The sequence below is a fragment of the Streptomyces sp. NPDC006235 genome (assembly GCF_040613735.1).
Taxonomy (GTDB): domain Bacteria; phylum Actinomycetota; class Actinomycetes; order Streptomycetales; family Streptomycetaceae; genus Streptomyces.
This window is the reverse complement of sequence record NZ_JBEXSR010000016.1, coordinates 143,537-164,099: the sequence shown is the minus strand read 5'-3', so window position 1 is coordinate 164,099 and position 20,563 is coordinate 143,537. Positions and strand designations below refer to the sequence as shown.

At 70.2% G+C, this 20,563-nt stretch carries 21 protein-coding genes and 5 tRNA genes; 19 read left to right on the top strand and 7 right to left on the bottom strand.

What is annotated here, in order from left to right; all coding sequences use genetic code 11:
- Positions 1 to 2,272, bottom strand: a 2,272-nt coding sequence (locus ABZ192_RS20840) for a nitrate- and nitrite sensing domain-containing protein (protein ID WP_356925919.1), incomplete at its 3' end; no start/stop codon positions are given.
- Positions 2,273 to 2,874: 602 nt separating this feature from the next.
- On the opposite strand from ABZ192_RS20840, the gene ABZ192_RS20835 reads away from it, so the two are divergent.
- The 9 genes from ABZ192_RS20835 (at position 2,875) to ABZ192_RS20795 (ending at position 6,940) form a co-directional block, all read left to right on the top strand.
- Positions 2,875 to 3,066, top strand: a complete 192-nt coding sequence (locus ABZ192_RS20835; protein ID WP_356925928.1) for a hypothetical protein — start codon at positions 2,875 to 2,877, stop codon at positions 3,064 to 3,066.
- 172 nt (positions 3,067 to 3,238) lie between these two features.
- Positions 3,239 to 4,015 carry a fumarylacetoacetate hydrolase family protein gene (locus tag ABZ192_RS20830; protein ID WP_020270048.1) on the top strand — a complete coding sequence of 259 codons (777 nt, stop codon included), beginning with the start codon at positions 3,239 to 3,241 and terminating at the stop codon, positions 4,013 to 4,015.
- Entirely contained in the window at positions 4,008 to 5,492 is a 1,485-nt protein-coding gene (gene gltX / locus ABZ192_RS20825) for a glutamate--tRNA ligase (RefSeq protein ID WP_356925918.1), read from the top strand. Before ABZ192_RS20830 ends, gltX begins: the two co-directional genes overlap by 8 nt.
- A 135-nt stretch (positions 5,493 to 5,627) precedes the next feature.
- Positions 5,628 to 6,359 (top strand): HAD family hydrolase, encoded by a 732-nt coding sequence (locus ABZ192_RS20820; protein ID WP_356925917.1) that lies wholly within the window; start codon positions 5,628 to 5,630, stop codon positions 6,357 to 6,359.
- Between the two features lie 91 nt (positions 6,360 to 6,450).
- Positions 6,451 to 6,522: transfer RNA gene (locus ABZ192_RS20815), tRNA-Gln, on the top strand.
- A gap of 40 nt (positions 6,523 to 6,562) precedes the next feature.
- Positions 6,563 to 6,635, top strand: a tRNA-Glu gene (locus ABZ192_RS20810).
- Between the two features lie 39 nt (positions 6,636 to 6,674).
- Positions 6,675 to 6,747: transfer RNA gene (locus tag ABZ192_RS20805), tRNA-Glu, on the top strand.
- Between the two features lie 20 nt (positions 6,748 to 6,767).
- Positions 6,768 to 6,839, top strand: a tRNA-Gln gene (locus tag ABZ192_RS20800).
- Positions 6,840 to 6,867: 28 nt separating this feature from the next.
- A tRNA-Glu gene (locus ABZ192_RS20795) sits at positions 6,868 to 6,940 on the top strand.
- 181 nt (positions 6,941 to 7,121) lie between these two features.
- On the opposite strand, the gene ndgR is transcribed toward ABZ192_RS20795, so the two are convergent.
- Entirely contained in the window at positions 7,122 to 7,838 is a 717-nt protein-coding gene (gene ndgR / locus ABZ192_RS20790) for an IclR family transcriptional regulator NdgR (RefSeq protein ID WP_010044585.1), read from the bottom strand.
- A gap of 197 nt (positions 7,839 to 8,035) precedes the next feature.
- Here ndgR and leuC point away from each other — a divergent pair, with 197 nt between their 5' ends.
- From leuC to ABZ192_RS20770, 4 genes are all read left to right on the top strand, one after another.
- Entirely contained in the window at positions 8,036 to 9,466 is a 1,431-nt protein-coding gene (gene leuC / locus ABZ192_RS20785) for a 3-isopropylmalate dehydratase large subunit (protein ID WP_356925916.1), read from the top strand.
- Positions 9,467 to 9,471: 5 nt separating this feature from the next.
- A complete protein-coding gene (gene leuD, locus ABZ192_RS20780; protein ID WP_059421950.1) occupies positions 9,472 to 10,065 on the top strand; it encodes a 3-isopropylmalate dehydratase small subunit in 594 nt (197 codons plus the stop codon).
- Positions 10,066 to 10,341: 276 nt separating this feature from the next.
- The gene (locus ABZ192_RS20775) at positions 10,342 to 10,572 is read left to right on the top strand and encodes a hypothetical protein (RefSeq protein WP_356925915.1); all 231 of its coding nucleotides are present in this window, start codon (positions 10,342 to 10,344) and stop codon (positions 10,570 to 10,572) included.
- A 136-nt stretch (positions 10,573 to 10,708) separates the two neighbouring features.
- Positions 10,709 to 11,344: an HU family DNA-binding protein gene (locus ABZ192_RS20770; protein WP_356925914.1), complete on the top strand. Its 636-nt coding sequence runs from the start codon at positions 10,709 to 10,711 to the stop codon at positions 11,342 to 11,344.
- A gap of 90 nt (positions 11,345 to 11,434) precedes the next feature.
- Here the strand turns inward: ABZ192_RS20770 and ABZ192_RS20765 are convergent, their stop codons facing one another.
- A complete protein-coding gene (locus ABZ192_RS20765) occupies positions 11,435 to 11,638 on the bottom strand; it encodes a hypothetical protein (protein ID WP_010044574.1) in 204 nt (67 codons plus the stop codon).
- Positions 11,639 to 11,647: 9 nt separating this feature from the next.
- On the bottom strand, positions 11,648 to 12,286 hold the full coding sequence (gene cofC / locus ABZ192_RS20760; RefSeq protein ID WP_356925913.1) for a 2-phospho-L-lactate guanylyltransferase: 639 nt from the start codon (positions 12,284 to 12,286) through the stop codon (positions 11,648 to 11,650).
- Positions 12,287 to 12,444: 158 nt separating this feature from the next.
- On the opposite strand from cofC, the gene ABZ192_RS20755 reads away from it, so the two are divergent.
- Genes ABZ192_RS20755 through ABZ192_RS20745 form a run of 3 tightly spaced genes read left to right on the top strand, consistent with a single transcriptional unit; the run spans position 12,445 to position 15,490 of the window.
- Entirely contained in the window at positions 12,445 to 13,266 is an 822-nt protein-coding gene (locus ABZ192_RS20755; protein WP_356925912.1) for a 1-acyl-sn-glycerol-3-phosphate acyltransferase, read from the top strand.
- Positions 13,263 to 14,273, top strand: a complete 1,011-nt coding sequence (locus tag ABZ192_RS20750; protein WP_356925911.1) for an NAD(P)H-dependent glycerol-3-phosphate dehydrogenase — start codon at positions 13,263 to 13,265, stop codon at positions 14,271 to 14,273. The genes ABZ192_RS20755 and ABZ192_RS20750 overlap by 4 nt, the downstream gene beginning before the upstream one ends.
- Before the next feature lie 59 nt (positions 14,274 to 14,332).
- Positions 14,333 to 15,490 (top strand): D-alanine--D-alanine ligase family protein, encoded by a 1,158-nt coding sequence (locus tag ABZ192_RS20745; RefSeq protein WP_356925910.1) that lies wholly within the window; start codon positions 14,333 to 14,335, stop codon positions 15,488 to 15,490.
- A gap of 16 nt (positions 15,491 to 15,506) precedes the next feature.
- Here ABZ192_RS20745 and ABZ192_RS20740 read toward each other — a convergent pair whose 3' ends face one another.
- Both ABZ192_RS20740 and ABZ192_RS20735 read right to left on the bottom strand, forming a co-directional pair.
- Complete coding sequence (locus ABZ192_RS20740) at positions 15,507 to 16,028, bottom strand: DUF3515 domain-containing protein (protein ID WP_356925909.1); 522 nt, start codon at positions 16,026 to 16,028, stop codon at positions 15,507 to 15,509.
- Positions 16,029 to 16,048: 20 nt separating this feature from the next.
- A complete protein-coding gene (locus ABZ192_RS20735; protein WP_003997603.1) occupies positions 16,049 to 16,282 on the bottom strand; it encodes an Lrp/AsnC ligand binding domain-containing protein in 234 nt (77 codons plus the stop codon).
- A gap of 206 nt (positions 16,283 to 16,488) precedes the next feature.
- On the opposite strand from ABZ192_RS20735, the gene ABZ192_RS20730 reads away from it, so the two are divergent.
- Positions 16,489 to 17,454, top strand: coding sequence for a thiamine-phosphate kinase (locus ABZ192_RS20730; protein WP_020270061.1), 966 nt, complete (start codon positions 16,489 to 16,491; stop codon positions 17,452 to 17,454).
- Positions 17,451 to 18,242 (top strand): bifunctional hydroxymethylpyrimidine kinase/phosphomethylpyrimidine kinase, encoded by a 792-nt coding sequence (gene thiD / locus ABZ192_RS20725; RefSeq protein ID WP_356925908.1) that lies wholly within the window; start codon positions 17,451 to 17,453, stop codon positions 18,240 to 18,242. Before ABZ192_RS20730 ends, thiD begins: the two co-directional genes overlap by 4 nt.
- A 128-nt stretch (positions 18,243 to 18,370) precedes the next feature.
- On the opposite strand, the gene rpmB is transcribed toward thiD, so the two are convergent.
- Positions 18,371 to 18,556: a 50S ribosomal protein L28 gene (rpmB, locus tag ABZ192_RS20720; protein WP_003993230.1), complete on the bottom strand. Its 186-nt coding sequence runs from the start codon at positions 18,554 to 18,556 to the stop codon at positions 18,371 to 18,373.
- A 247-nt stretch (positions 18,557 to 18,803) separates the two neighbouring features.
- Here rpmB and ABZ192_RS20715 point away from each other — a divergent pair, with 247 nt between their 5' ends.
- A complete protein-coding gene (locus ABZ192_RS20715) occupies positions 18,804 to 20,540 on the top strand; it encodes a DAK2 domain-containing protein (protein ID WP_356925907.1) in 1,737 nt (578 codons plus the stop codon).
- Positions 20,541 to 20,563: the final 23 nt, after the last annotated feature.

Genomic DNA, 20,563 nt, shown 5'->3' with positions numbered 1-20,563 from the left:
GGCCCGACGGCCAGCGCCAGCTGCTTGACCAGGGCGAACGCGGAGTTGTACTGCCCGGCCATCCCCTCCGGCGCCAGATCGGCGACCAGCGGGGCTGACCACCCTGCTTGGGCTGGGGCTTCCTGCCGCCTTGGGCGACATCGACGGGCAGCATGACCAGCGCGGTCGTGCCACCGGAGTCGGACGGGCGCAGCTGGATGCGGATGCCGTGCCGCTGGGACAGCCGGCCGACCACGAACAGACCCATGCGGCGGGAGACGGAGACGTCCACCGTCGGGGGAGAGGCGAGCCGCTCGTTGATCGCGGCGAGGTCCTCCGGCGACAGACCGATACCGGTGTCGTGGATCTCGATCAGCACCCGGCCGTCGGGCAGGGCGTGACCGGTGACCTTGACCTTGGTCTGCGGCGAGGAGAACGAGGTCGCGTTCTCCAGCAGCTCGGCGAGCAGGTGCACGAGGTCGTTGACGACCCGGCCGGCCACTTCGGTGGTCGGCACGGAGGCCAGCTCGATGCGCTCGTACTGCTCCACCTCGGACGCGGCGGCGCGGAGCACGTCGACCAGCGGGACCGGGCGGGTCCAGCGGCGGCCGGGCTCCTCACCGGCGAGGACGAGGAGGTTCTCACCGTTACGGCGCATGCGCGTGGCGAGGTGGTCGAGCTTGAACAGCGAGGACAGCTGGTCCGGGTCGGCCTCGCGGGACTCCAGTTCGGAGATGAGCGACAGCTGGCGCTGGATGAGGCCCTGGGAGCGGCGCGAGAGGTTGGTGAACATCGCGTTGACGTTGCCCCGCAGCAGGGCCTGCTCGGCGGCGAGGCGGACCGCCTCGCGGTGCACGTCGTCGAAGGCCGCGGCCACCCGGCCGATCTCGTCCCGGGAGTGCACACCGACCGACTCCACGGACGTGTCGACGTCCTGCGGGTCGGACTCGGACAGCTGCTTGACCAGCTCGGGCAGCCGGTCGGAGGCGACCCTGGTCGCGGTCTCCTCCAGACGGCGCAGCGAGCGGATCATGGAGCGGGCCACGACGAACGCGCCGACCAGCGACACACCGAGCACGATGAGGATCAGCGCACCGGAGATGATCGCGTCGCGCTCGGTGGCGCTGCGCAGCTCGCGGGCCTTCTGTTCCATCTCCTCGAGCAGCGTGTGCTCGATGTTCTTCATCTGCTGGATCTTGGTGGAGCTGTCGTCCAGCCAGTCGCGGTAGGACCGCTTGTCCTGCTGGGCGAGTCCGCTCGCGGAGACCAGGGCCCGACCCGCGTAGGTGTCGGTGGCCTTGATCGTGGAGTTGCCGCCGTCCTCGATGGGCTTGAGCAGCTCGGCGGCGGAGTCCTCGCCGTAGATGCTCTTGAAGCTGCGGATCTCGGACTTCTGGCTCTCCAGGGCCGACTCGGCGTAGAGCCGGTCGTTCGGCGAGAGCTTGCCGGTCGTGGTGTTGCTCGCGGGCAGTGCCGCCGCGAGGGCCGCCCGCTGGATCGAGGAGTACTCCTTGGCGGAGCTGAACGCCGCCAGGGCCCGGGTGCGCTGGATCATGTCCGGGTTGCTGGTCGCCTCGGCCATGTCCTGGGAGAGGTCGATCAGGTTCTCGATCAGACGGTGGTACGCCTCGATCGTCTGCGTGGAGTTGTCCTCGGAGGCGTAGGCGCCCTTGCGGATCTGCTCCAGGTCGCCCAGCTCGCCGGCGAGCTGGATGAGGTACTCGCGGACGCCCTTGAGGTTGCCGTCCTTGCTGGCGCTGTCGATCTGCTCGGAGCTGTCGAGGAAGTTCTTCCTCGCCCGGTCGGTCTTCTCCCGCAGGCCCTTGACCGTGAAGTCGGTGGCCTTGCCGCCGTGCGCCAGCGGGCCGGCCGACTGGTCGCGCTCCTCCTGGAGGGCGGCGGACAGCTCGGTGGCCTGCTTGGTCATGTCCGTCAGCAGCTTCATATTGTCGAGCTGCTGGATGTCGTCCATGGACTGGTTGATGCGCAGCGCGCCGAGCGAGGTGGCCGCGACCACCGGGAGCGCGAGCAGCGACACCAGACGGGTGGAGATGCGCCAGTTGCGCAGGGCTATTCGCGGGCCGGGGCCTGCCGGGCCCGCCGGCGGCTTCAGGGCCGGAGCCGGGCTCGCGGGCCCCGTGGGGGCCGACGCACCGGGGCGCCCGGGGCGCTCCCCGCCGTCACCCGCCGGGCCCTGGTTCTGGGCGTGCTGGGCCGAGGGACCTCGGTCGGTCCCGCCGTGCGGCTCCGGCTCCGCCGAAGCGCTGCCATCCCTCTTGAAACGTCCCTGCACTAGCGTCGCAACCTCTGGACCAGGCGCCCCATCGTGTGAACGGCGGGGCACGGTGTCGGCGTTCTGGGGACGCCCTGAGTACGCCCCCGTGGTGGTCTTGAGTGACCGGCGCTGGCTCCCCCTTCTGGCCGCCACTCGGCGCGTCTGTGCGCCCCCTGTGCGCCGGCTCGATCCTGCGGCGGTCCGTGGCATTCCAGCACAGCACAGGATCTCCAACAAGGCTCGTAGGCCATGCCGTGACATAGGTGACACCACGTGAGTGCCGAATCACCGGACGTAGAAAGTGAGTTCACCTATTTCGGACGTATGCCCGCGAGTCGCCGAGGCGCAACGGGTGTCCCAGTCGCCATGATCAGCAGCGGAATGAGTGCTTCAGTGAGCCAATGTCCGTTTCGATGGGGTGGAGTGCGAGCCCGAATTGACCGATTCGCCGCCTGAGTCGTGAGGAAACTCACATGCTGATCACGGTCTCCTCGCGATTACGCCGGGAATCCCATGTTTAGCCTGACGCTTTACAGAGTTGGCAAAACCGACAACCCGCGCCTGGGCGAGGGTCCTACGTGCCCTCCCCGCGCCCGTCACAGAACAGGGTCAAGTAAACAGTGAAGACGACGACGATGTTCCACAAGATCGCCAACCCGCGACGCACGACGCTGGCGCACCTGGACGACGCCGACGAACTGCAGACGCCGGAACAGCAGGAGCACCGCGTCGAACTCCCCACCCAGACCGCCAACCCCAAACGCACCATCCTCACCGAGGTCCCCGTCGCGGCCGCCGCTGCCGCGGAGTGACACCGGGTATTACGCGCACCGGCCGCCGGATGCTCAAGGCGGCGGGACGAGAACATCGAGGGGCGCCGCCGGCGACGGTGGCGCCCCTGCTCAATGCGCGCGGCGCGGACCCCTCCCCGCGTTAGCCTGGAGCGTCAACTCCAGCCGCTTCAGTCAAGGGGCCAAGCATCCCGTGCGCATCGCCAGATTCTCCATCGACGGGAACGTCGCCTTCGGCGCCATCGAGGGCGAGAAGCAGGACGAGCTCGTCCTGGACATCATCAAGGGCATCCCGTTCGCGGACTTCGAGCTCTCCGGCACGAAGGTGCCGGTCGGCAAGGTCAGGCTGCTGCCGCCGGTGCTCCCCAACAAGGTCGTGGCCTTCGGCCGCAACTACGCCGAGCACGCGAAGGAACTGGGCAACGAGGTCCCACAGGCCCCCTTCGCCTTCTTCAAGCCGTCCACCTCGGTGATCGGCCCCGGCGACGAGATCCAGTACCCCTCCTTCTCCGCGGAGGTGCACCACGAGGCCGAGCTGGCCGTGGTCATCGGCCGGATGTGCCGCGAGGTCCCGCGCGAGCGCGTCAAGGACGTGATCTTCGGCTACACCTGCGCCAACGACATCACCGCCCGTGACGTCCAGAAGCGCGAGAAGCAGTGGGCCCGGGCCAAGGGCTTCGACACGTCCTGCCCGCTCGGCCCCTGGGTGGAGACCGACCTGGACCCGGCCGACCTCACCATCCAGCTCACGGTCAACGGCCAGCAGCGCCAGCTGGGCCGCACCAGCGAGATGATCCACTCCATCGAGGACCTGATCGTCAACATCTCCGAGGCCATGACGCTGCTCCCCGGCGACGTGATCCTCACGGGCACCCCGGCTGGGGTCGGCCCCCTCAACGTCGGCGACGAGGTCGCCGTCACCATCGAAGGCATCGGCACTCTCACCAACAAGGTTGTCAAGCGTGGCTAGCGCACCCGGCACTCCCGTACGCGTCCGTTTCTGCCCGTCGCCCACCGGTAACCCCCACGTGGGCCTGGTGCGCACCGCCCTGTTCAACTGGGCGTTCGCCAAGCATCACCAGGGCACCCTGGTCTTCCGCATCGAGGACACCGACGCGGCCCGCGACTCGGAGGAGTCGTACACCCAGCTGCTCGACTCGATGCGCTGGCTGGGCTTCGACTGGGACGAGGGCCCCGAGGTCGGCGGCCCGCACGCGCCGTACCGCCAGTCGCAGCGCATGGACCTGTACAAGGACGTCGCGGCCAAGCTCCTGGACGCCGGCCACGCCTACCGCTGCTACTGCTCCCAGGAGGAGCTGGACACCCGCCGCGAGGCCGCCCGCGCCGCCGGCAAGCCCTCCGGCTACGACGGCCACTGCCGTGAGCTGACCGGCGCCCAGGTCGAGGAGTACCAGGCCCAGGGCAGGGAGCCGATCGTCCGCTTCCGCATGCCCGACGAGACGATCACCTTCACCGACCTGGTCCGCGGCGAGCTGACCTTCACCCCGGAGAACGTCCCGGACTACGGCATCGTCCGCGCCAACGGCGCCCCGCTCTACACGCTGGTCAACCCGGTCGACGACGCCCTGATGGAGATCACCCACGTCCTGCGCGGCGAGGACCTGCTCTCCTCCACCCCGCGCCAGATCGCCCTGTACAAGGCGCTGATCGAGCTGGGCATCGCCAAGCGGATCCCCGCCTTCGGCCACCTGCCGTACGTGATGGGCGAGGGCAACAAGAAGCTCTCCAAGCGCGACCCGCAGTCGTCCCTCAACCTCTACCGGGAGCGCGGCTTCCTCCCCGAGGGCCTGCTCAACTACCTCTCGCTGCTCGGCTGGTCCCTCTCGGCCGACCAGGACGTCTTCACGATCGACGAGATGATCGCGGCCTTCGACATCGCGGACGTCAACCCCAACCCGGCCCGCTTCGACCTCAAGAAGTGCGAGGCGATCAACGGCGACCACATCCGCATGCTCGACGTGAAGGACTTCACCGAGCGCTGCCGCCCGTGGCTCCAGGCGCCGTTCGCCCCCTGGGCACCGGAGGCCTTCGACGAGGCCAAGTGGCAGGCCATCGCACCGCACGCCCAGACCCGCCTCAAGGTGCTCTCCGAGATCACCGACAACGTCGACTTCCTGTTCCTGTCGGAGCCGGTGGAGGACGAGGCCTCCTGGAACAAGGCCATGAAGGAGGGCTCGGACGCCCTGCTGCGCACGGCCCGCGAGAAGCTGGAGGCCGCCGACTGGACCTCCGCCGAGTCGCTGAAGGAGGCCGTGCTGGCCGCCGGCGAGGCCCACGGCCTCAAGCTCGGCAAGGCCCAGGCCCCGGTCCGCGTCGCCGTCACCGGCCGCACGGTCGGCCTGCCGCTCTTCGAGTCGCTGGAAGTCCTGGGCAAGGAGAAGACCCTGACGCGCATCGACGCGGCGCTGGCGAAGCTGGCCGCGTAACGCGCGGTACCCGCACGGCGAGGGCGGCGTCCGGTTCGGACGCCGCCTTCCGCCTTCCGTACCCACGTCACCGCGGGGGGCCGGGCCCCGGTTCGCCCTGGGCTGAGAAGGCCGCGCAGCGGGTACGGTCCGACCATGAGCATCCTCGCCGTGGTCTGGGACGTCGACGACACCCTCTTCGACTACACCACCGCCGACCGCCTCGGCATGCGTGCCCACCTGGCGGCCGAGGGGCTGCTCGACGAGTACGACACCGTCGAGCAGGCCCTCACCCGCTGGCGGGAGATCACCGACCTGCAATGGGCGCGCTTCGCGGCCGGTGAGGCCACGTTCGAGGACCAGCGGCGCGACCGCGTCCGGGTGTTCGTCGGCCAGAACCTCACCGACGACGAGGCCGACGCGTGGTTCAAGCGGTACCGCGCCCACTACGAGGCGGTCTGGGCCCTCTTCCCGGACGTCCTGCCCGTCCTCGACGCCCTCGCCGCCAGCCACCGGCACGCCGTGCTGTCCAACTCAAGCCTCCCCGTCCAGGACCGCAAACTGCGCGTCCTCGGCGTCCACGACCGCTTCGAGAGCATCCTGTGCGCGGCCGAGCTCGGCGTCTCCAAACCCGAGGCCGGGGCGTTCCTCGCGGCCTGCGAGGCCCTCGCCCTGCCACCGCACCAGGTCGCCTATGTCGGGGACCACCCGGAGATCGACGGGCGGGGCGCCGCCGACGCCGGGCTGCTGTCGGTGTGGATCGACCGCGGGGGCGCGTACGCCACGATCGACCCGCCGGTCGGGCCGCACCGCATCGCCTCCCTCGCCGAACTGCCGTCGCTGCTCGGCGCGGATACTCGTTTTGGAGCCCCGTCCACCTTCGGGTAATGTTCTTCCTGCGCCGCGGGGAGCGGGCCGGAAGGCAGGAACCCCAGGCGCAGTACTAGAACAAGATCCCCCCAGGGGGCTTGCGTTCCAGTGGCCTATGGTGTAATTGGCAGCACGACTGATTCTGGTTCAGTTAGTCTTGGTTCGAGTCCAGGTAGGCCAGCTCGCAGAGCTCATCTGCACCAGCGGATTCCGATCCGCAAGCCCCCGTTGTGTAGCGGCCTAGCACGCTGCCCTCTCAAGGCAGTAGCGCCGGTTCGAATCCGGTCGGGGGTACGGTTCCGAAAGATCGACGATCATCTCGGGACTGCTAGGGCCCCCGTTGTGTAGCGGCCTAGCACGCCGCCCTCTCAAGGCGGTAGCGCCGGTTCGAATCCGGTCGGGGGTACTGACTGGTCTAAACCACATTGGTCTATGGTGTAATTGGCAGCACGACTGATTCTGGTTCAGTTAGTCTTGGTTCGAGTCCAGGTAGACCAGCTCGGACCTGCGGAAACGCAGAGTCCACGCCCCCGTTGTGTAGCGGCCTAGCACGCCGCCCTCTCAAGGCGGTAGCGCCGGTTCGAATCCGGTCGGGGGTACGTGCGAGAAGGGCCCTCCACTTCGGTGGAGGGCCCTTCTTGGCTTTTAGGGGCGCGGGGAACTGCGCGAGCAACCACTACTGACCGGCACTCGACGACGAAACCGCCCCTGTCACGGCGCCTGGTCGGGGAAAGCCTGCCGCGGCGTTGAGGCCGACCCTCCCCGAGAACACCCGTTGGTTCAGCCGGTGCGCCGCAACGCCTCGGAGAGGCGCCCCGCCGCATCGATCACAGCCTGCGCATGCATCCTGCCCGGGTGCCGAGTCAACCGCTCGATCGGCCCGGACACCGACACCGCGGCGACCACACGGTTGGAAGGGCCCCGCACCGGCGCGGAGACCGACGCGACTCCCGGCTCGCGCTCGCCGATCGACTGGGCCCAGCCCCGGCGACGTACGCCCGACAGGGCCGTCGCCGTGAAGCGCGCGCCCTGCAGGCCGCGGTGCAGCCGCTCCGGCTCCTCCCAGGCCAGCAGGATCTGCGCCGAGGAGCCGGCCTTCATCGTGAGCGTCGAACCGACCGGGACGGTGTCCCGCAGTCCGGACAGGCGCTCCGCCGCCGCCACGCAGATGCGCATGTCGCCCTGGCGGCGGTAGAGCTGCGCGCTCTCGCCCGTGACGTCACGGAGGTGGGTGAGCACCGGGCCTGCGGTGGCGAGGAGACGGTCCTCACCCGCGGCCGCGGCCAGTTCTGCCAGACGAGGACCGAGAATGAAACGGCCCTGCATGTCGCGCGCCACCATGCGGTGGTGTTCCAGCGCCACGGCCAGGCGGTGGGCCGTGGGTCGTGCCAGTCCGGTGGCACCGACCAGGCCCGCGAGGGTGGCCGGACCGGACTCCAGAGCGCTCAGGACGAGGGCCGCCTTGTCCAGAACGCCGACGCCGCTACTGTTGTCCATGAAACGATACTCGCGTCTCACTCTGTGAAACGCAAGTTCAAATTCTCGTGGAACCCGCCACTCTGGAAGACACGAAGTCACAGCGGCCCGTGACGTACGGGCCTGGCGGCGGTTGCCCGGAAACGCAGGGGCGCGGGCCCGCCTCCTCAAGATCTCTAGTTGGGTCGGCGGATCGTCGTCGGCCGGAGGGAACAGCGATGGGTAGGACACTCGCGGAGAAAGTCTGGGACGACCATGTCGTCCGGCGCGCGGAGGGCGAGCCCGACCTTCTCTTCATCGATCTGCACCTGCTGCACGAGGTGACCAGCCCGCAGGCCTTCGACGGCCTGCGCAAGAGCGGCCGCAAGGTCCGTCGCCTCGACCTCACCATCGCGACCGAGGACCACAACACCCCCACCCTCGACATCGACAAGCCGATCGCGGACCCGGTCTCCCGGATCCAGCTGGAGACGCTGCGCAAGAACGCCGCCGACTTCGGCGTGCGGCTGCACCCGCTGGGCGACGTCGAGCAGGGCGTCGTGCACGTGGTCGGCCCGCAGCTGGGCCTGACTCAGCCCGGCATGACCGTCGTCTGCGGCGACTCCCACACCTCCACGCACGGCGCCTTCGGCGCGCTGGCGTTCGGCATCGGCACCTCCCAGGTGGAGCACGTGCTGGCCACCCAGACGCTGCCGATGTCCCGCCCGAAGACCATGGCGATCACGGTCAACGGCGAACTGCCCGAGGGCGTCACCGCCAAGGACCTGATCCTGGCGATCATCGCGAAGATCGGCACCGGCGGCGGCCAGGGCTACGTCCTGGAGTACCGCGGCGAGGCCATCGAGAAGCTCTCGATGGAAGCGCGCATGACCATCTGCAACATGTCGATCGAGGCCGGCGCCCGCGCGGGCATGATCGCCCCGGACGAGACCACCTTCGCGTACCTCAAGGGCCGCTCGCACGCCCCCGAGGGCGCTGACTGGGACGCGGCCGTCGAGTACTGGAAGACGCTCAGGACCGACGAGGACGCCGAGTTCGACGCCGAGGTCGTCATCGAGGCCGCCGAGCTGTCGCCGTTCGTCACCTGGGGCACCAACCCCGGCCAGGGCGCGCCGCTTTCGGCGTCCGTCCCCGACCCTGCTTCGTACGAAGACGCATCGGAGCGCTACGCCGCCGAAAAGGCCCTGGAGTACATGGGGTTGGAGGCCGGTCAGCCGCTGCGCTCCATCAAGGTGGACACCGTCTTCGTAGGCTCCTGCACCAACGGCCGCATCGAGGATCTGCGCGCCGCGGCCGAGCTGATCAAGGGCCGCAAAGTCGCCGACGGCGTACGGATGCTGGTCGTGCCGGGCTCCGCGCGGGTCGGTCTCCAGGCCGTCTCCGAGGGTCTGGACGTCGTCTTCAAGGACGCCGGCGCCGAGTGGCGGCACGCGGGCTGCTCGATGTGTCTGGGCATGAACCCCGACCAGCTGGCCCCGGGTGAGCGCTCCGCGTCCACCTCCAACCGCAACTTCGAGGGCCGGCAGGGCAAGGGCGGCCGGACGCACCTGGTGTCGCCGCAGGTCGCGGCCGCCACCGCCGTCCTTGGCCACCTGGCCTCCCCGGCCGACCTGGCCGCCGCCGACACCCGTACGCCCGCTGGAGTCTGAGAATCATGGAAGCCTTCACCACCCACACCGGCCGGGCCGTGCCGCTGCGCCGCAGCAACGTCGACACCGACCAGATCATCCCCGCCCACTGGCTCAAGAAGGTCACGCGCGACGGGTTCGAGGACGGGCTGTTCGAGGCCTGGCGCAAGGACGCGTCGTTCGTGCTCAACCAGCCCGAGCGCCAGGGCGCGACCGTCCTGGTCGCCGGCCCGGACTTCGGCACCGGCTCCTCGCGCGAGCACGCCGTCTGGGCGCTGCAGAACTTCGGCTTCAAGGCCGTGATCTCCTCCCGCTTCGCCGACATCTTCCGCGGCAACTCGCTCAAGAACGGCCTGCTCACGGTCGTCCTGGAGCAGAAGATCGTGGACGCGCTGTGGGAGCTCACCGAGAAGGACCCGCAGGCCGAGATCACCGTCGACCTGGTCGCCCGCGAGGTCCGCGCCGAGGGCATCACCGCCTCCTTCGAGCTGGACGAGAACGCCCGCTGGCGGCTGCTGAACGGCCTCGACGACATCTCGATCACCCTGCAGAACGAGGCGGACATCGCCGCGTACGAGGCGAAGCGACCGTCGTTCAAGCCGCGGACGCTCCCGGTCTGACCTGGAGCACGGTCCACCGCCTCTGAACAAGGCGACTTTCGGCCACCGCAACACCCCTCTGTACCCCCGATCAGCCCGATCGGGGGTACAGCCGTTTCTGCACCCGAACGGCCCTGCCCCCGCTGAGGCGGCCACTCAACTTCCCACGTTATGCCGGTGGTTGTTGGGGTACGCGAGTGGTACAGCCGTGACCTCCGTGTGTGCCCGGAAGGCCGTTTGAGGCGGTAGTTGTCCCCTGCGCAGGCGACAACTCGCCCCAGATGGCACAATCTGTGCATGGAACACGACGGCCAACTCGAGCTCTATGCGGCAGTCGCGGACCAACTCAAGGAAGCGCACGCAAAAGTGCGCGCACTGCAAGTCCCGGAGGGCGTACGGATGGCGCTGACCCGGAAGCTGCTGGTCATTACGGCCGCGGCCAAGCACGATCTCGCCGACGCGGCAAGGCGGCTGGATCGGTTCACCGCGGACCTCGACGAGGGACGTCTCCCCGACGAGGAACGCTGAACCGGACAACACCGCCGAGTTCGTTGCGGCACAAGGGTGATAAGCCCGTTTCGTGTTTGATTTGCGGTATATATCTGCCTAACGTGCGAAAAAGCTTGAACACTTTCGTTCTGGCGATGTCTCCGAAGGGGAAGACGTGAACAAGGCGCAGCTCGTAGAAGCGATTGCCGACAAGATGGGCGGCCGACAGCAGGCCGCCGATGCTGTCGACCATGTACTGGACGCCATCGTCCGCGCGGTCGTCGCTGGTGAGAGGGTTTCCGTCACCGGTTTCGGTTCCTTCGAGAAGGTCGACCGTCCGGCCCGCTACGCCCGTAACCCCCAGACGGGCGAGCGGGTTCGGGTCAAGAAGACCTCCGTTCCGCGCTTCCGTGCGGGCCAGGGCTTCAAGGACCTGGTCAGCGGCTCGAAGAAGCTGCCGCGTGGTGGCGAGGTCTCCGTCAAGAAGGCTCCGAAGGGCAGCCTGACCGGCGGCGCCGGCGCGACGGTCAAGAAGGCCGCCGCGAAGAAGGCGACCGCCAAGACGGCCGCCGCGAAGAAGACCACGGCGAAGAAGGCTCCTGCGAAGAAGGCCACCACCAAGACGGCGGCCACGAAGAAGACCACGGCGAAGAAGGCCCCGGCCAAGACCACGACGGCCAAGACCACCGCCGCGAAGAAGACCACCGCCAAGAAGGCACCGGCGAAGAAGGCGACCGCCAAGAAGGCGCCCGCCAAGAAGTCGACGGCGCGCAAGACCACCGCGAAGAAGACCACCGCCCGCAAGAAGTAAGGGCGCTGGGGCACTCACGCGCCGGGCCGGACTCCGTACGGAGTCCGGCCCGCGGTGTGTTCAGCGAGTGGGCAGGGGGGTTCAGGGGGTTCAGAGGGTCTGGAGGGTCACCAGGGTGATCCGCAGGTCCTCCTTCGCGCCCTCCACCTCGATCCGCACCCGCTGTCCCGGACGCAGCAGCCTCAAGCCGCCCGCGTCGAACGCCGCCGCGTCGAAGGGCACCGGGGTGCCGTCGTCCAGGAGCACCTGCCCGCTGCGGCTTTCGGGGTCGTACGTGTACGCGGTCGCCTGCATGGCCGCAGCCTACTGCCCGGGTATCAGCAACCGCGCGGCGGCCGCGGCCGTATGAGGGCCGACCCCCAGGGCCAGCGCGGTGCGCAGGTCGGTGCCGGTGTCCACGTCCTGGCGTACGGAATCCACGGCGGTGAGGGACAGTTCCACGGCCCCGGACGCGCGGTGCCTGGCCCGGGAATCGATACCGAAAGCCGGGAACAATGGCCGGCCCGGGGTGGCGGCCAGCAGAGTCGTACCGATTGCGGCCGCATCCGGGAGAAAAGCGCGCGGGAATTCAGCGGCGGCGTCGAGTACCCGCGCCAATTCCGGCGGGCGCAGCGCCGGCAGATCGGCGTTCAGCGCGGCCACCGGACTTTCGGGACGTGCGGAGCGGACGGCCCCCGCCGCGTGTGCGAGGGCGGCGTTGAGGCCGCTTCCCGGCTCGTCGGGGATGATCGCCGCGCCCAGTGCGGCCAGCTCGCGGCCGGCCCGGGCGTCGTCCGTGACGACTGCCACATCCCGCACCGCCGGGCAGGCCAGCGCGGCCGCCACCGTGTCCTGGGCGAAGGCCAGCGCCAGGTCCGGCCGCAGCCCGTCGTCCGCGGTGTCCGCGAGTCTGCTCTTGGCCTGGGCCAGGGGCTTCAGGGGTACGACCAAGGTCCACTGCACAGATGTCCCGTCCCTCTCTTGTCGCGGTCATTGTCACCCGGGGCCGCCGGTGCCCGGCGTGTCGGGGCGTACGGTGTTCTCGACAGACCGGCGGCCTGGGGCGACACTTGTGCGGCCCCCCGAGGCCCCCGCTTCAGGCCCTAGAGGAAGGTGTCCGCGTGCCCCGCCGCAGAATCGGCTTCTGGTACCGCTTCGCCGCGGTGATCTGCAAACCGCCGCTGGTGGTTCTGCTCAGGCGGGACTGGCGCGGAATGGAGCACATTCCGGCCGAGGGTGGATTTATCACCGCGGTGAACCACAATTCGCACATCGACCCCTTCGCTTACGCGCACTTTCAATACAACACCGGGCGCGTCCCGCGATTCCTCGCGAAGAGCGGGCTTTTCAAGAAGGGATTCGTCGGTGCCGCGATGCGCGGCACCGGGCAGATCCCCGTCTACCGCGAGAGCACGGACGCGCTGAGCGCCTTCCGGGCCGCCATCGACGCCGTGGACCGCGGGGAATGCGTCGCCTTCTATCCCGAGGGCACCCTCACCCGCGACCCGGCGGGCTGGCCGATGACCGGCAAGACCGGGGCCGCGCGCGTCGCCCTGCAGACCAAGTGCCCGGTGATTCCCGTCGCCCAGTGGGGCTGCAACGAGTTGCTGCCGCCGTACGCGAAGAAGCCGCACCTCCTGCCGCGCAAGACGCACCACGTGCTCGCCGGGCCGCCGGTGGACCTCACACGGTTCTACGACCGGGAGATGACCGCGGACGTCCTGAAGGAGGCCACCGAGGTCATCATGGCGGCCATCACCCGCCAGCTGGAGGAGATCCGCGGCGAGAAGGCGCCCGAGACGCCCTACGACCCGCGCCGGGAGCGGATCGAACAGCGGCGCCGCACCCAGGCGCAGACACAGCGGGGCGGGCAGCAGGCGGCGTCGCCGGTGCAGTCGGCGCCCTCGGCACAGTCGGCAACGGAAGAGGGGCTGGGCAAGTGAGCAAGCCGGTCAAGGCGGCGGTCCTGAGCGCCGGTTCGTGGGGCACGGCCTTCGGCATGGTGCTCGCCGACGCCGGGTGCGAGGTCACCCTGTGGGGGCGCCGCCCTCAGGTCGTGGAGGCGATCAACTCCACCCGCACCAACCCCGACTACTTCCCGGGCGTCGAGCTCCCGGAGAACGTCCGGGCCACCACGGACCCCGCACAAGCCGCCGCGGACGCCGACTTCACGGTCCTGTCGGTCCCCTCGCAGACCCTGCGCGGCAACCTCGCCGACTGGGCGCCGCTGCTGGCCCCCGGCACGGTCCTCGTGTCGCTGATGAAGGGCGTCGAACTCGGCTCCGCGATGCGGATGAGCGAGGTCATCGACGACGTCGCCAAGGTCGGCCCGGACCGCATCGCGGTGGTGACCGGACCCAACCTGGCCCGCGAGATCGCCGCGCGGATGCCGGCCGCCGCCGTGGTCGCCTGCACCGACGAGGCGGTCGCCCAGCGGCTCCAGGCCGCCTGCCACACGCCGTACTTCCGCCCGTACACCAACACCGACGTCGTCGGCTGTGAACTCGGCGGTGCGGTCAAGAACGTCATCGGCTTGGCCGTCGGCATCGCGGACGGCATGGGCCTCGGCGACAACGCCAAGGGCTCGCTCATCACCCGCGGCCTCGCCGAGACCACCCGGCTCGGCATGGCGCTCGGCGCCGACCCGCTGACCTTCTCCGGACTCGCGGGCCTGGGCGACCTGGTGGCCACCTGCTCCTCGCCGCTGTCCCGCAACCACACCTTCGGCACCAACCTCGGCAAGGGCATGACCCTCCAGGAGACCATCGCGGTCACCAAGCAGACCGCCGAGGGCGTCAAGTCCTGCGAGTCGGTGCTGGATCTGGCCCGGCGGCACGGCGTCGACATGCCCATCACCGAGACGGTCGTCGGCATCGTGCACGAGGGCAAGCCTCCGGTGGTGGCCCTCAAGGAGCTGATGTCGCGCAGCGCGAAGCCGGAACGACGCTGAGCGACGCGGATTCGCGGGCGCTGTATCCCGGCCCTACCAACGGGTACTCTCAACGCGATATGAGCACCGAGAACCTCCCCCAGAGCCCCGAGCAGCCGCCTCGCAAGCCGCGTGTGGCCGTTGTGTTCGGCGGGCGCAGCTCCGAACACGGGATCTCCGTGGTCACGGCCGGCGCCGTCCTCAAGGCCATCGACCGGACGAAGTACGACGTCCTGCCGATCGGCATCACCCAGGACGGCCGTTGGGCGCTCACGGCGGACGAACCGGAGCGGATGGCGATCGTCGACCGGCGCCAGCCGAGCGTCGACCTGCTCGCCGAGTCCGCCGAGGGCGGAGTCATCCTCCCGGTCGACCCGGCCAGCCGCGAAGTCGTCTACAGCGAGCCGGGATCGGTCCCCAAGGCGCTCGGCGAGGTCGACGTGGTCTTCCCGGTGCTGCACGGCCCCTACGGCGAGGACGGCACCCTCCAGGGCCTCCTGGAGCTCTCCGGCGTCCCGTACGTCGGTTCCGGTGTGCTCGCCTCGGCCGTCGGCCAGGACAAGGAGTACATGAAGCGGGTGTTCACCTCGTTCGGGCTGAAGGTGGGCCCGTACCTGGTGATCAGGCCCCGCGAGTGGCAGCAGGACGAGCCGGGCGCCCGCAAGAAGATCGTCGACTTCGCCGGCGAGCACGGCTGGCCGCTGTTCGTGAAGCCCGCGCGCGCCGGTTCGTCGATCGGCATCACCAAGGTCGACGACCTCTCCGGCCTGGACGAGGCGATCGCCGAGGCCCAGCGGCACGACCCGAAGATCCTCGTGGAGGCCGCGCTGCGGGGCCGCGAGATCGAGTGCGGCGTCCTGGAGTTCGAGGACGGCCCCCGGGCCTCCGCCCCCGCCGAGATCCCCTCTCCCGAGGCGCACGCGTACTACGACTTCGAGGCCAAGTACATCGACTCGACGCCGGGGATCGTCCCGGCGCCCCTGACGCCGGAGGAGACGGCTCGGGTGCAGCGCCTGGCGGTCGACGCCTTCGAGGCGGCGTCCTGCGAGGGGCTGGTCCGCGCGGACTTCTTCCTCACCGAGGACGGCGAGTTCGTGATCAACGAGATCAACACGATGCCCGGCTTCACGCCCATCTCGATGTACCCGCAGATGTGGCAGGCGAGCGGGGTGAGCTACCCGGAGCTGGTGGACCTGCTGGTGCAGGCGGCGCTTCGCCGCTCCACGGGCCTGCGCTGACCGACGCGAGAGGCTCTCAGGAGGCGATCCCCTCGGGGATCGCCTTTTTCACAGCCGGAGCCAGATCGATGAGAGCCCCCGAGCTGTCCACGCCCTCCGGGACGGCCACCTCGACGTAGGCCTCACGGTTCGCCGAGGTGAACCGGTACCCCCCGTCGTCCTGCTTCTCCATCAGCCAGTCGACCCCGTTCACACCGCCGGCGACCGCGTCCGGATCCTGTCCGGACGCCACCTTCGGATCGACCATCTCGGGCGGCTGCGGCACACCGCAGCGAAGTATGATCGCCGGGCTGCCCCAGCCCGCCGTCAGCGCCGACGCGGGCTCGGGATCCTCGCGACGCTCCCCGTCCACCTTCGCGGGCAGTACCTTGTCCAGGTTCCGGCACAGTTCCGTGACCTTCGCGTCCGGACTGGGAACCGCCGCCGACGCGCTGTCGTCTGCCGAGGAGCAGCCCGCGGCAGTGATCAACAGCGCGAGAGCGGGCAGGCGGAAGAAGACACGGAACACAGAACGGTGCCGGTGACGGAAAGAGTTCACCGGCACAGGGTAGACGGGGGCTACAGATGGACGACCGGGCAGGTCAGAGTGCGGGTGATGCCGTCCACTTGCTGGACCTTGGCGACCACCATGCGTCCGAGGTCGTCGACGGTGTCGGCCTGGGCCCGCACGATCACGTCGTAGGGTCCTGTGACGTCCTCGGCCTGGATGACCCCAGGAATCTTGCTGATCGTCTCTGCGACGGTCGACGCCTTGCCGACCTCCGTCTGGATCAGGATGTACGCCTGTACCACGGAACCTCCAGGGCGGCCACGAGGATCATGTGGGGAAAAGGAACGCCACGGTATCGCGTCGCCGCTCGCCGCGGGGAGACCTGCGGGGACCGGGTCTTGCGCGCCGGGGTGCGGGTCCGGCAGAACGTGACGGTCACTTCGACCGTAGCGAGGACCGAGAGGCCTCGCGACCGGGTACGGACAGGGACAGAAGGGGAGAAAGGGCAATGAAGGGCACTGTTGGTGAGCTCGGTGAGTTCGGGCTCATCAGGGAGCTCACCTCCCGTCTGACCACCACCCCGGCGGTGCGGGTCGGCCCCGGCGACGACGCCGCCGTGGTGGCCGCGCCCGACCGCCGGGTCGTGGCCAGTACGGACATCCTGGTGGAGGGCCGGCACTTCCGCCGGGACTGGTCGACGGCCTACGACGTGGGCCGCAAGGCGGCGGCGCAGAACCTCGCCGACATCGCCGCCATGGGCGCCGTACCGACCGCGCTGCTGCTCGGTCTGGTCGTTCCGGCCGAGCTGCCGGTGACGTGGGCGAGCGAGCTGATGGACGGACTGCGCGACGAATGCCAGGTGGCCGGTGCCGCCGTGGTCGGCGGCGACGTCGTACGCGGCGACTCGATCATGGTGTCGATCACCGCGCTCGGCGATCTGCGCAACCAGGAGCCGGTGACGCGGGCGGGCGCACAGCCCGGCGACCTCGTCGCGGTGACGGGCTGGCTGGGCTGGTCGGCGGCCGGGTACGCGGTGCTGTCGCGCGGGTTCCGTTCGCCGCGCGCCTTCGTGGAGGCCCACCGGCGTCCCGAGCCGCCCTACCACGCGGGTCCGGCCGCCGCCGGGCTCGGGGCGACCGCCATGTGCGACGTCAGCGACGGGCTGATCGCGGACCTGGGGCACATCGCCGAGGCCAGCAAGGTGCGGATCGACATCCGCTCCGGGGCGATCGACATCCCCTCCCAGATGAACGACATCGGGCAGGCCGTCGGCGTCGATCCGATGCAGTGGGTGCTGACCGGGGGAGAGGACCACGCGATCGTGGCGACCTTCCCGCCGGACGTGAAACTGCCCGCCCGCTGGAAGGTCATCGGCGAGGTCCTCAACCCCTCGGCTCTGCCCCAGGTGACGGTCGACGGGGCGCCGTGGACCAGCAAGGGCGGCTGGGACCACTTCGGGGACATGGACTCATGAGGCCCAACGTCCTCACGGTGGCGGGCTCCGACTCGGGCGGCGGGGCCGGCATCCAGGCCGACCTGAAGGCGATGCTCGCCCTCGGCGTGCACGGCATGAGCGTCCTGACGGCGGTGACCGCGCAGAACTCCCTCGGCGTGCAGGGCGCTTGGGAGCTGCCCGTGGAGGCCGTGCGGGCCCAGTACCGCAGTGTCGTCGACGACATCGGCGTCCAGGCGGTCAAGACCGGGATGCTGGCCTCCGCCGAACTCGTGGAGACCGTGGCCGAGTTGATCGCGGGCACGGATGCCCCGGCGGTCGTCGACCCGGTGGGCGTCTCCAAGCACGGCGACTCCCTGCTCGCCGCGTCCGCACTGGACTCCGTCCGTACGAAGCTGTTGCCGGTGGCCACGGTCGCCACGCCGAACCTCGACGAGGTGGCCCAGCTGACAGGCGTGCGCGTCGAGTCGGAGGAGCAGCTGCGGCGGGCCGCGGCGGCCGTGCTCGGCTACGGGCCGCGGTGGGTGCTGATCAAGGGCGGTCACCTGTCCGGGGACGCCGTGGACCTGCTCACCGACGGCTCCGAGGAGCACTGGCTGCGGGCGCCGCGCCACGACAACCGGCACACCCACGGCACGGGCTGCACGCTGGCCTCCGCGATCGCGTCGCAGCTGGCGAAGGGGGACTCGGTGCCGGAGGCGGTGGCGGCGGCCAAGGAGTACGTCACCGGCGCGATCGCGGCCGGGTTCGCGCTCGGCGGGGGCATCGGGCCGGTGGATCATGGCTGGCGGTTCCGGGCCGGTTCCTGAAGATCAAGACACCGCGTTCTTGACCATCAGGACACGGCCTTGAACATCAGGACACGGCAAAGAGCCGGTCCACCTGAGGTGGACCGGCTCTGTAAGCGAACCAGCAGTGGCCGCGCGCTAGCTGAGCGTCAGCGCGAGACCTTGCCGGCCTTGATGCACGAGGTGCAAGCGTTCACGCGCTTCGGCGTCCCGCCCACCACGGTACGCACACGCTGGATGTTCGGGTTCCAGCGACGGGACGTACGGCGGTGCGAGTGCGAGATGTTGTTGCCGAAGCCCGGCCCCTTGCCGCAGACGTCGCAGTTGGCAGCCACGGGTCACTCCAAAGACTTCAGATGCACTTACGGTTGATCCCGGCATGCCGGGATCCGGATCAGAGGATCTGAGTGGCGCTGCCAGGGGAATGGCCCGATTCGATCGGGCAACCGGAGCAGCATACAACGACTGCGCCCGTGTAGTGAAACTACCATGGTCGGCCCGCGCCCCTTCCCGGCCCACTTCCGGTGGACAGGGCCCCGGGGTCTACGCTGCGTGCCACGTCCAGCAGCTCAGGGAGGCGCGGTGGCGCAGGTGCCGCAGACATTCTTCGATGCTCTCGCGGTGCGCACCTGGTGCGGTCTCGCACTCGAGACGCTGGGGCGGGCGCGTGAAGAGATCGACGCGATCAACGTCTACCCCGTGGCGGACGGGGACACCGGCACCAATCTGTATCTGACCCTGGAGTCCGCCGTCGCGGCGGTCGAGGCCGTGTTCGCCGGGCACGCGGCGAGGTCGGGCCCCGAGGGGCCGACGCTGGCCGACGCGGTCCGGGCGATGGCGCACGGGGCGCTCATCGGGGCCCGTGGGAACTCCGGGACGATCCTCGCCCAGCTGCTGCGCGGCATGTCCCAGGTGCTGGCCGACCAGGAGACCGGGCTCGCCGGAGGCGAGACCGCGCACGGCGACGGCGAGACCGCGCACGCCGACGGCCAGGGCCTGCGGCTGGCCTTGCGGCACGCGGCCGACTCCGCCCGGCAGGCCGTGGCCCACCCCGTCGAGGGCACCGTCCTCACGGTCGCCTCGGCCGCCGCCGACGCGGCCGACGCGTCCTGCGGCGCCGAGGGCGACTGCGGGACCGTGGCCAGGGCGGCCTACGAGGGAGCGCGCGCGGCCCTGGCCGCGACCCCCGGCCAGCTGCCCGTCCTGGAACGCGCCGGGGTGGTCGACGCCGGCGGCCGGGGGCTGGTGGCGGTGCTCGGGGCGCTGGTGGAGACGTTCACGGGGGAGAGGCCGCGGGACCGGGCGGCGACGGTGACGGCGGGTGCGTCGTGGGAGGGCGGGGACGCGAGCCCGCCCGGCGAGTGCGCCGACACCGCCGCCGTGGCCGGCCAGGACGGTCCCGCCTTCGAGGTGATCTACCTCCTGGAGGCCGAGGACACCGCCGTGGCGCGGCTGCGGGAGCGGCTCGACGCGCTCGGCGACTCGCTCGTCGTGGTCGGCGGCGACGGGCTGTGGAACGTCCACGTCCATGTCGACGACGCGGGCGCCGCGGTCGAGGCCGGTATCGAGGCCGGGCGGCCCTACCGCATCCGCATCACGCACTTCGCCGCCGGCGACGTGCACACCACCGGCGCCGAGCGGCCTCCCCGTGAGCGCGCCCAGCGTGCCGTCGTGGCCGTGGTGCCCGGCGAGGGCCTGGCCGGGCTGTACGCCGAGGCCGGGGCCACCACCGTGCTGGCACGCCCCGGGGAGCCGCCCGCGAGCGGCGAGCTCGTGCAGGCCGTACGACGGGCCCACGCGCGCGAGGTCGTGCTGCTGCCCAATGACGCCGAGCTGCGTCACACCGCCGCCGCGGCGGCCGAGCAGGCCCGTACCGAGGGGATCCGGGTGGCCCTCATCCCGACCCGCTCGGCGGTCCAGGGCATCGCGGCGCTGGCCGTGCACGAGCCGGAGCGCCGTTTCGACGAGGACGTGGTGTCGATGACCTCGGCGGCCGGCGCGACCCGCTACGCCGAGGTCACCGTCGCCGAACGCCAGGCCTGGACGATGGCCGGCATCTGCCAGGCCGGCGACGTCCTCGGCCTCATCGACGGTGATGTGGCCGTGATCGGCTCGGACGTCACGGCCACCGCCCGGACCGTCCTGGACCGCATGCTCGCGGCCGGGGGCGAGATGGTCACCCTGGTGCTCGGCGACGAGGCTCCCGACACCATCGCCGAGCATCTGGAGGGCCGGGTCCGCGAGGGGTACCTCGCCGTCGACACGGTCGTGTACCGGGGCGGACGGCAGGGGGCCGTGCTCCTCATCGGCGTGGAGTAGGCCGATCAGGGCGGGTGCCGGGT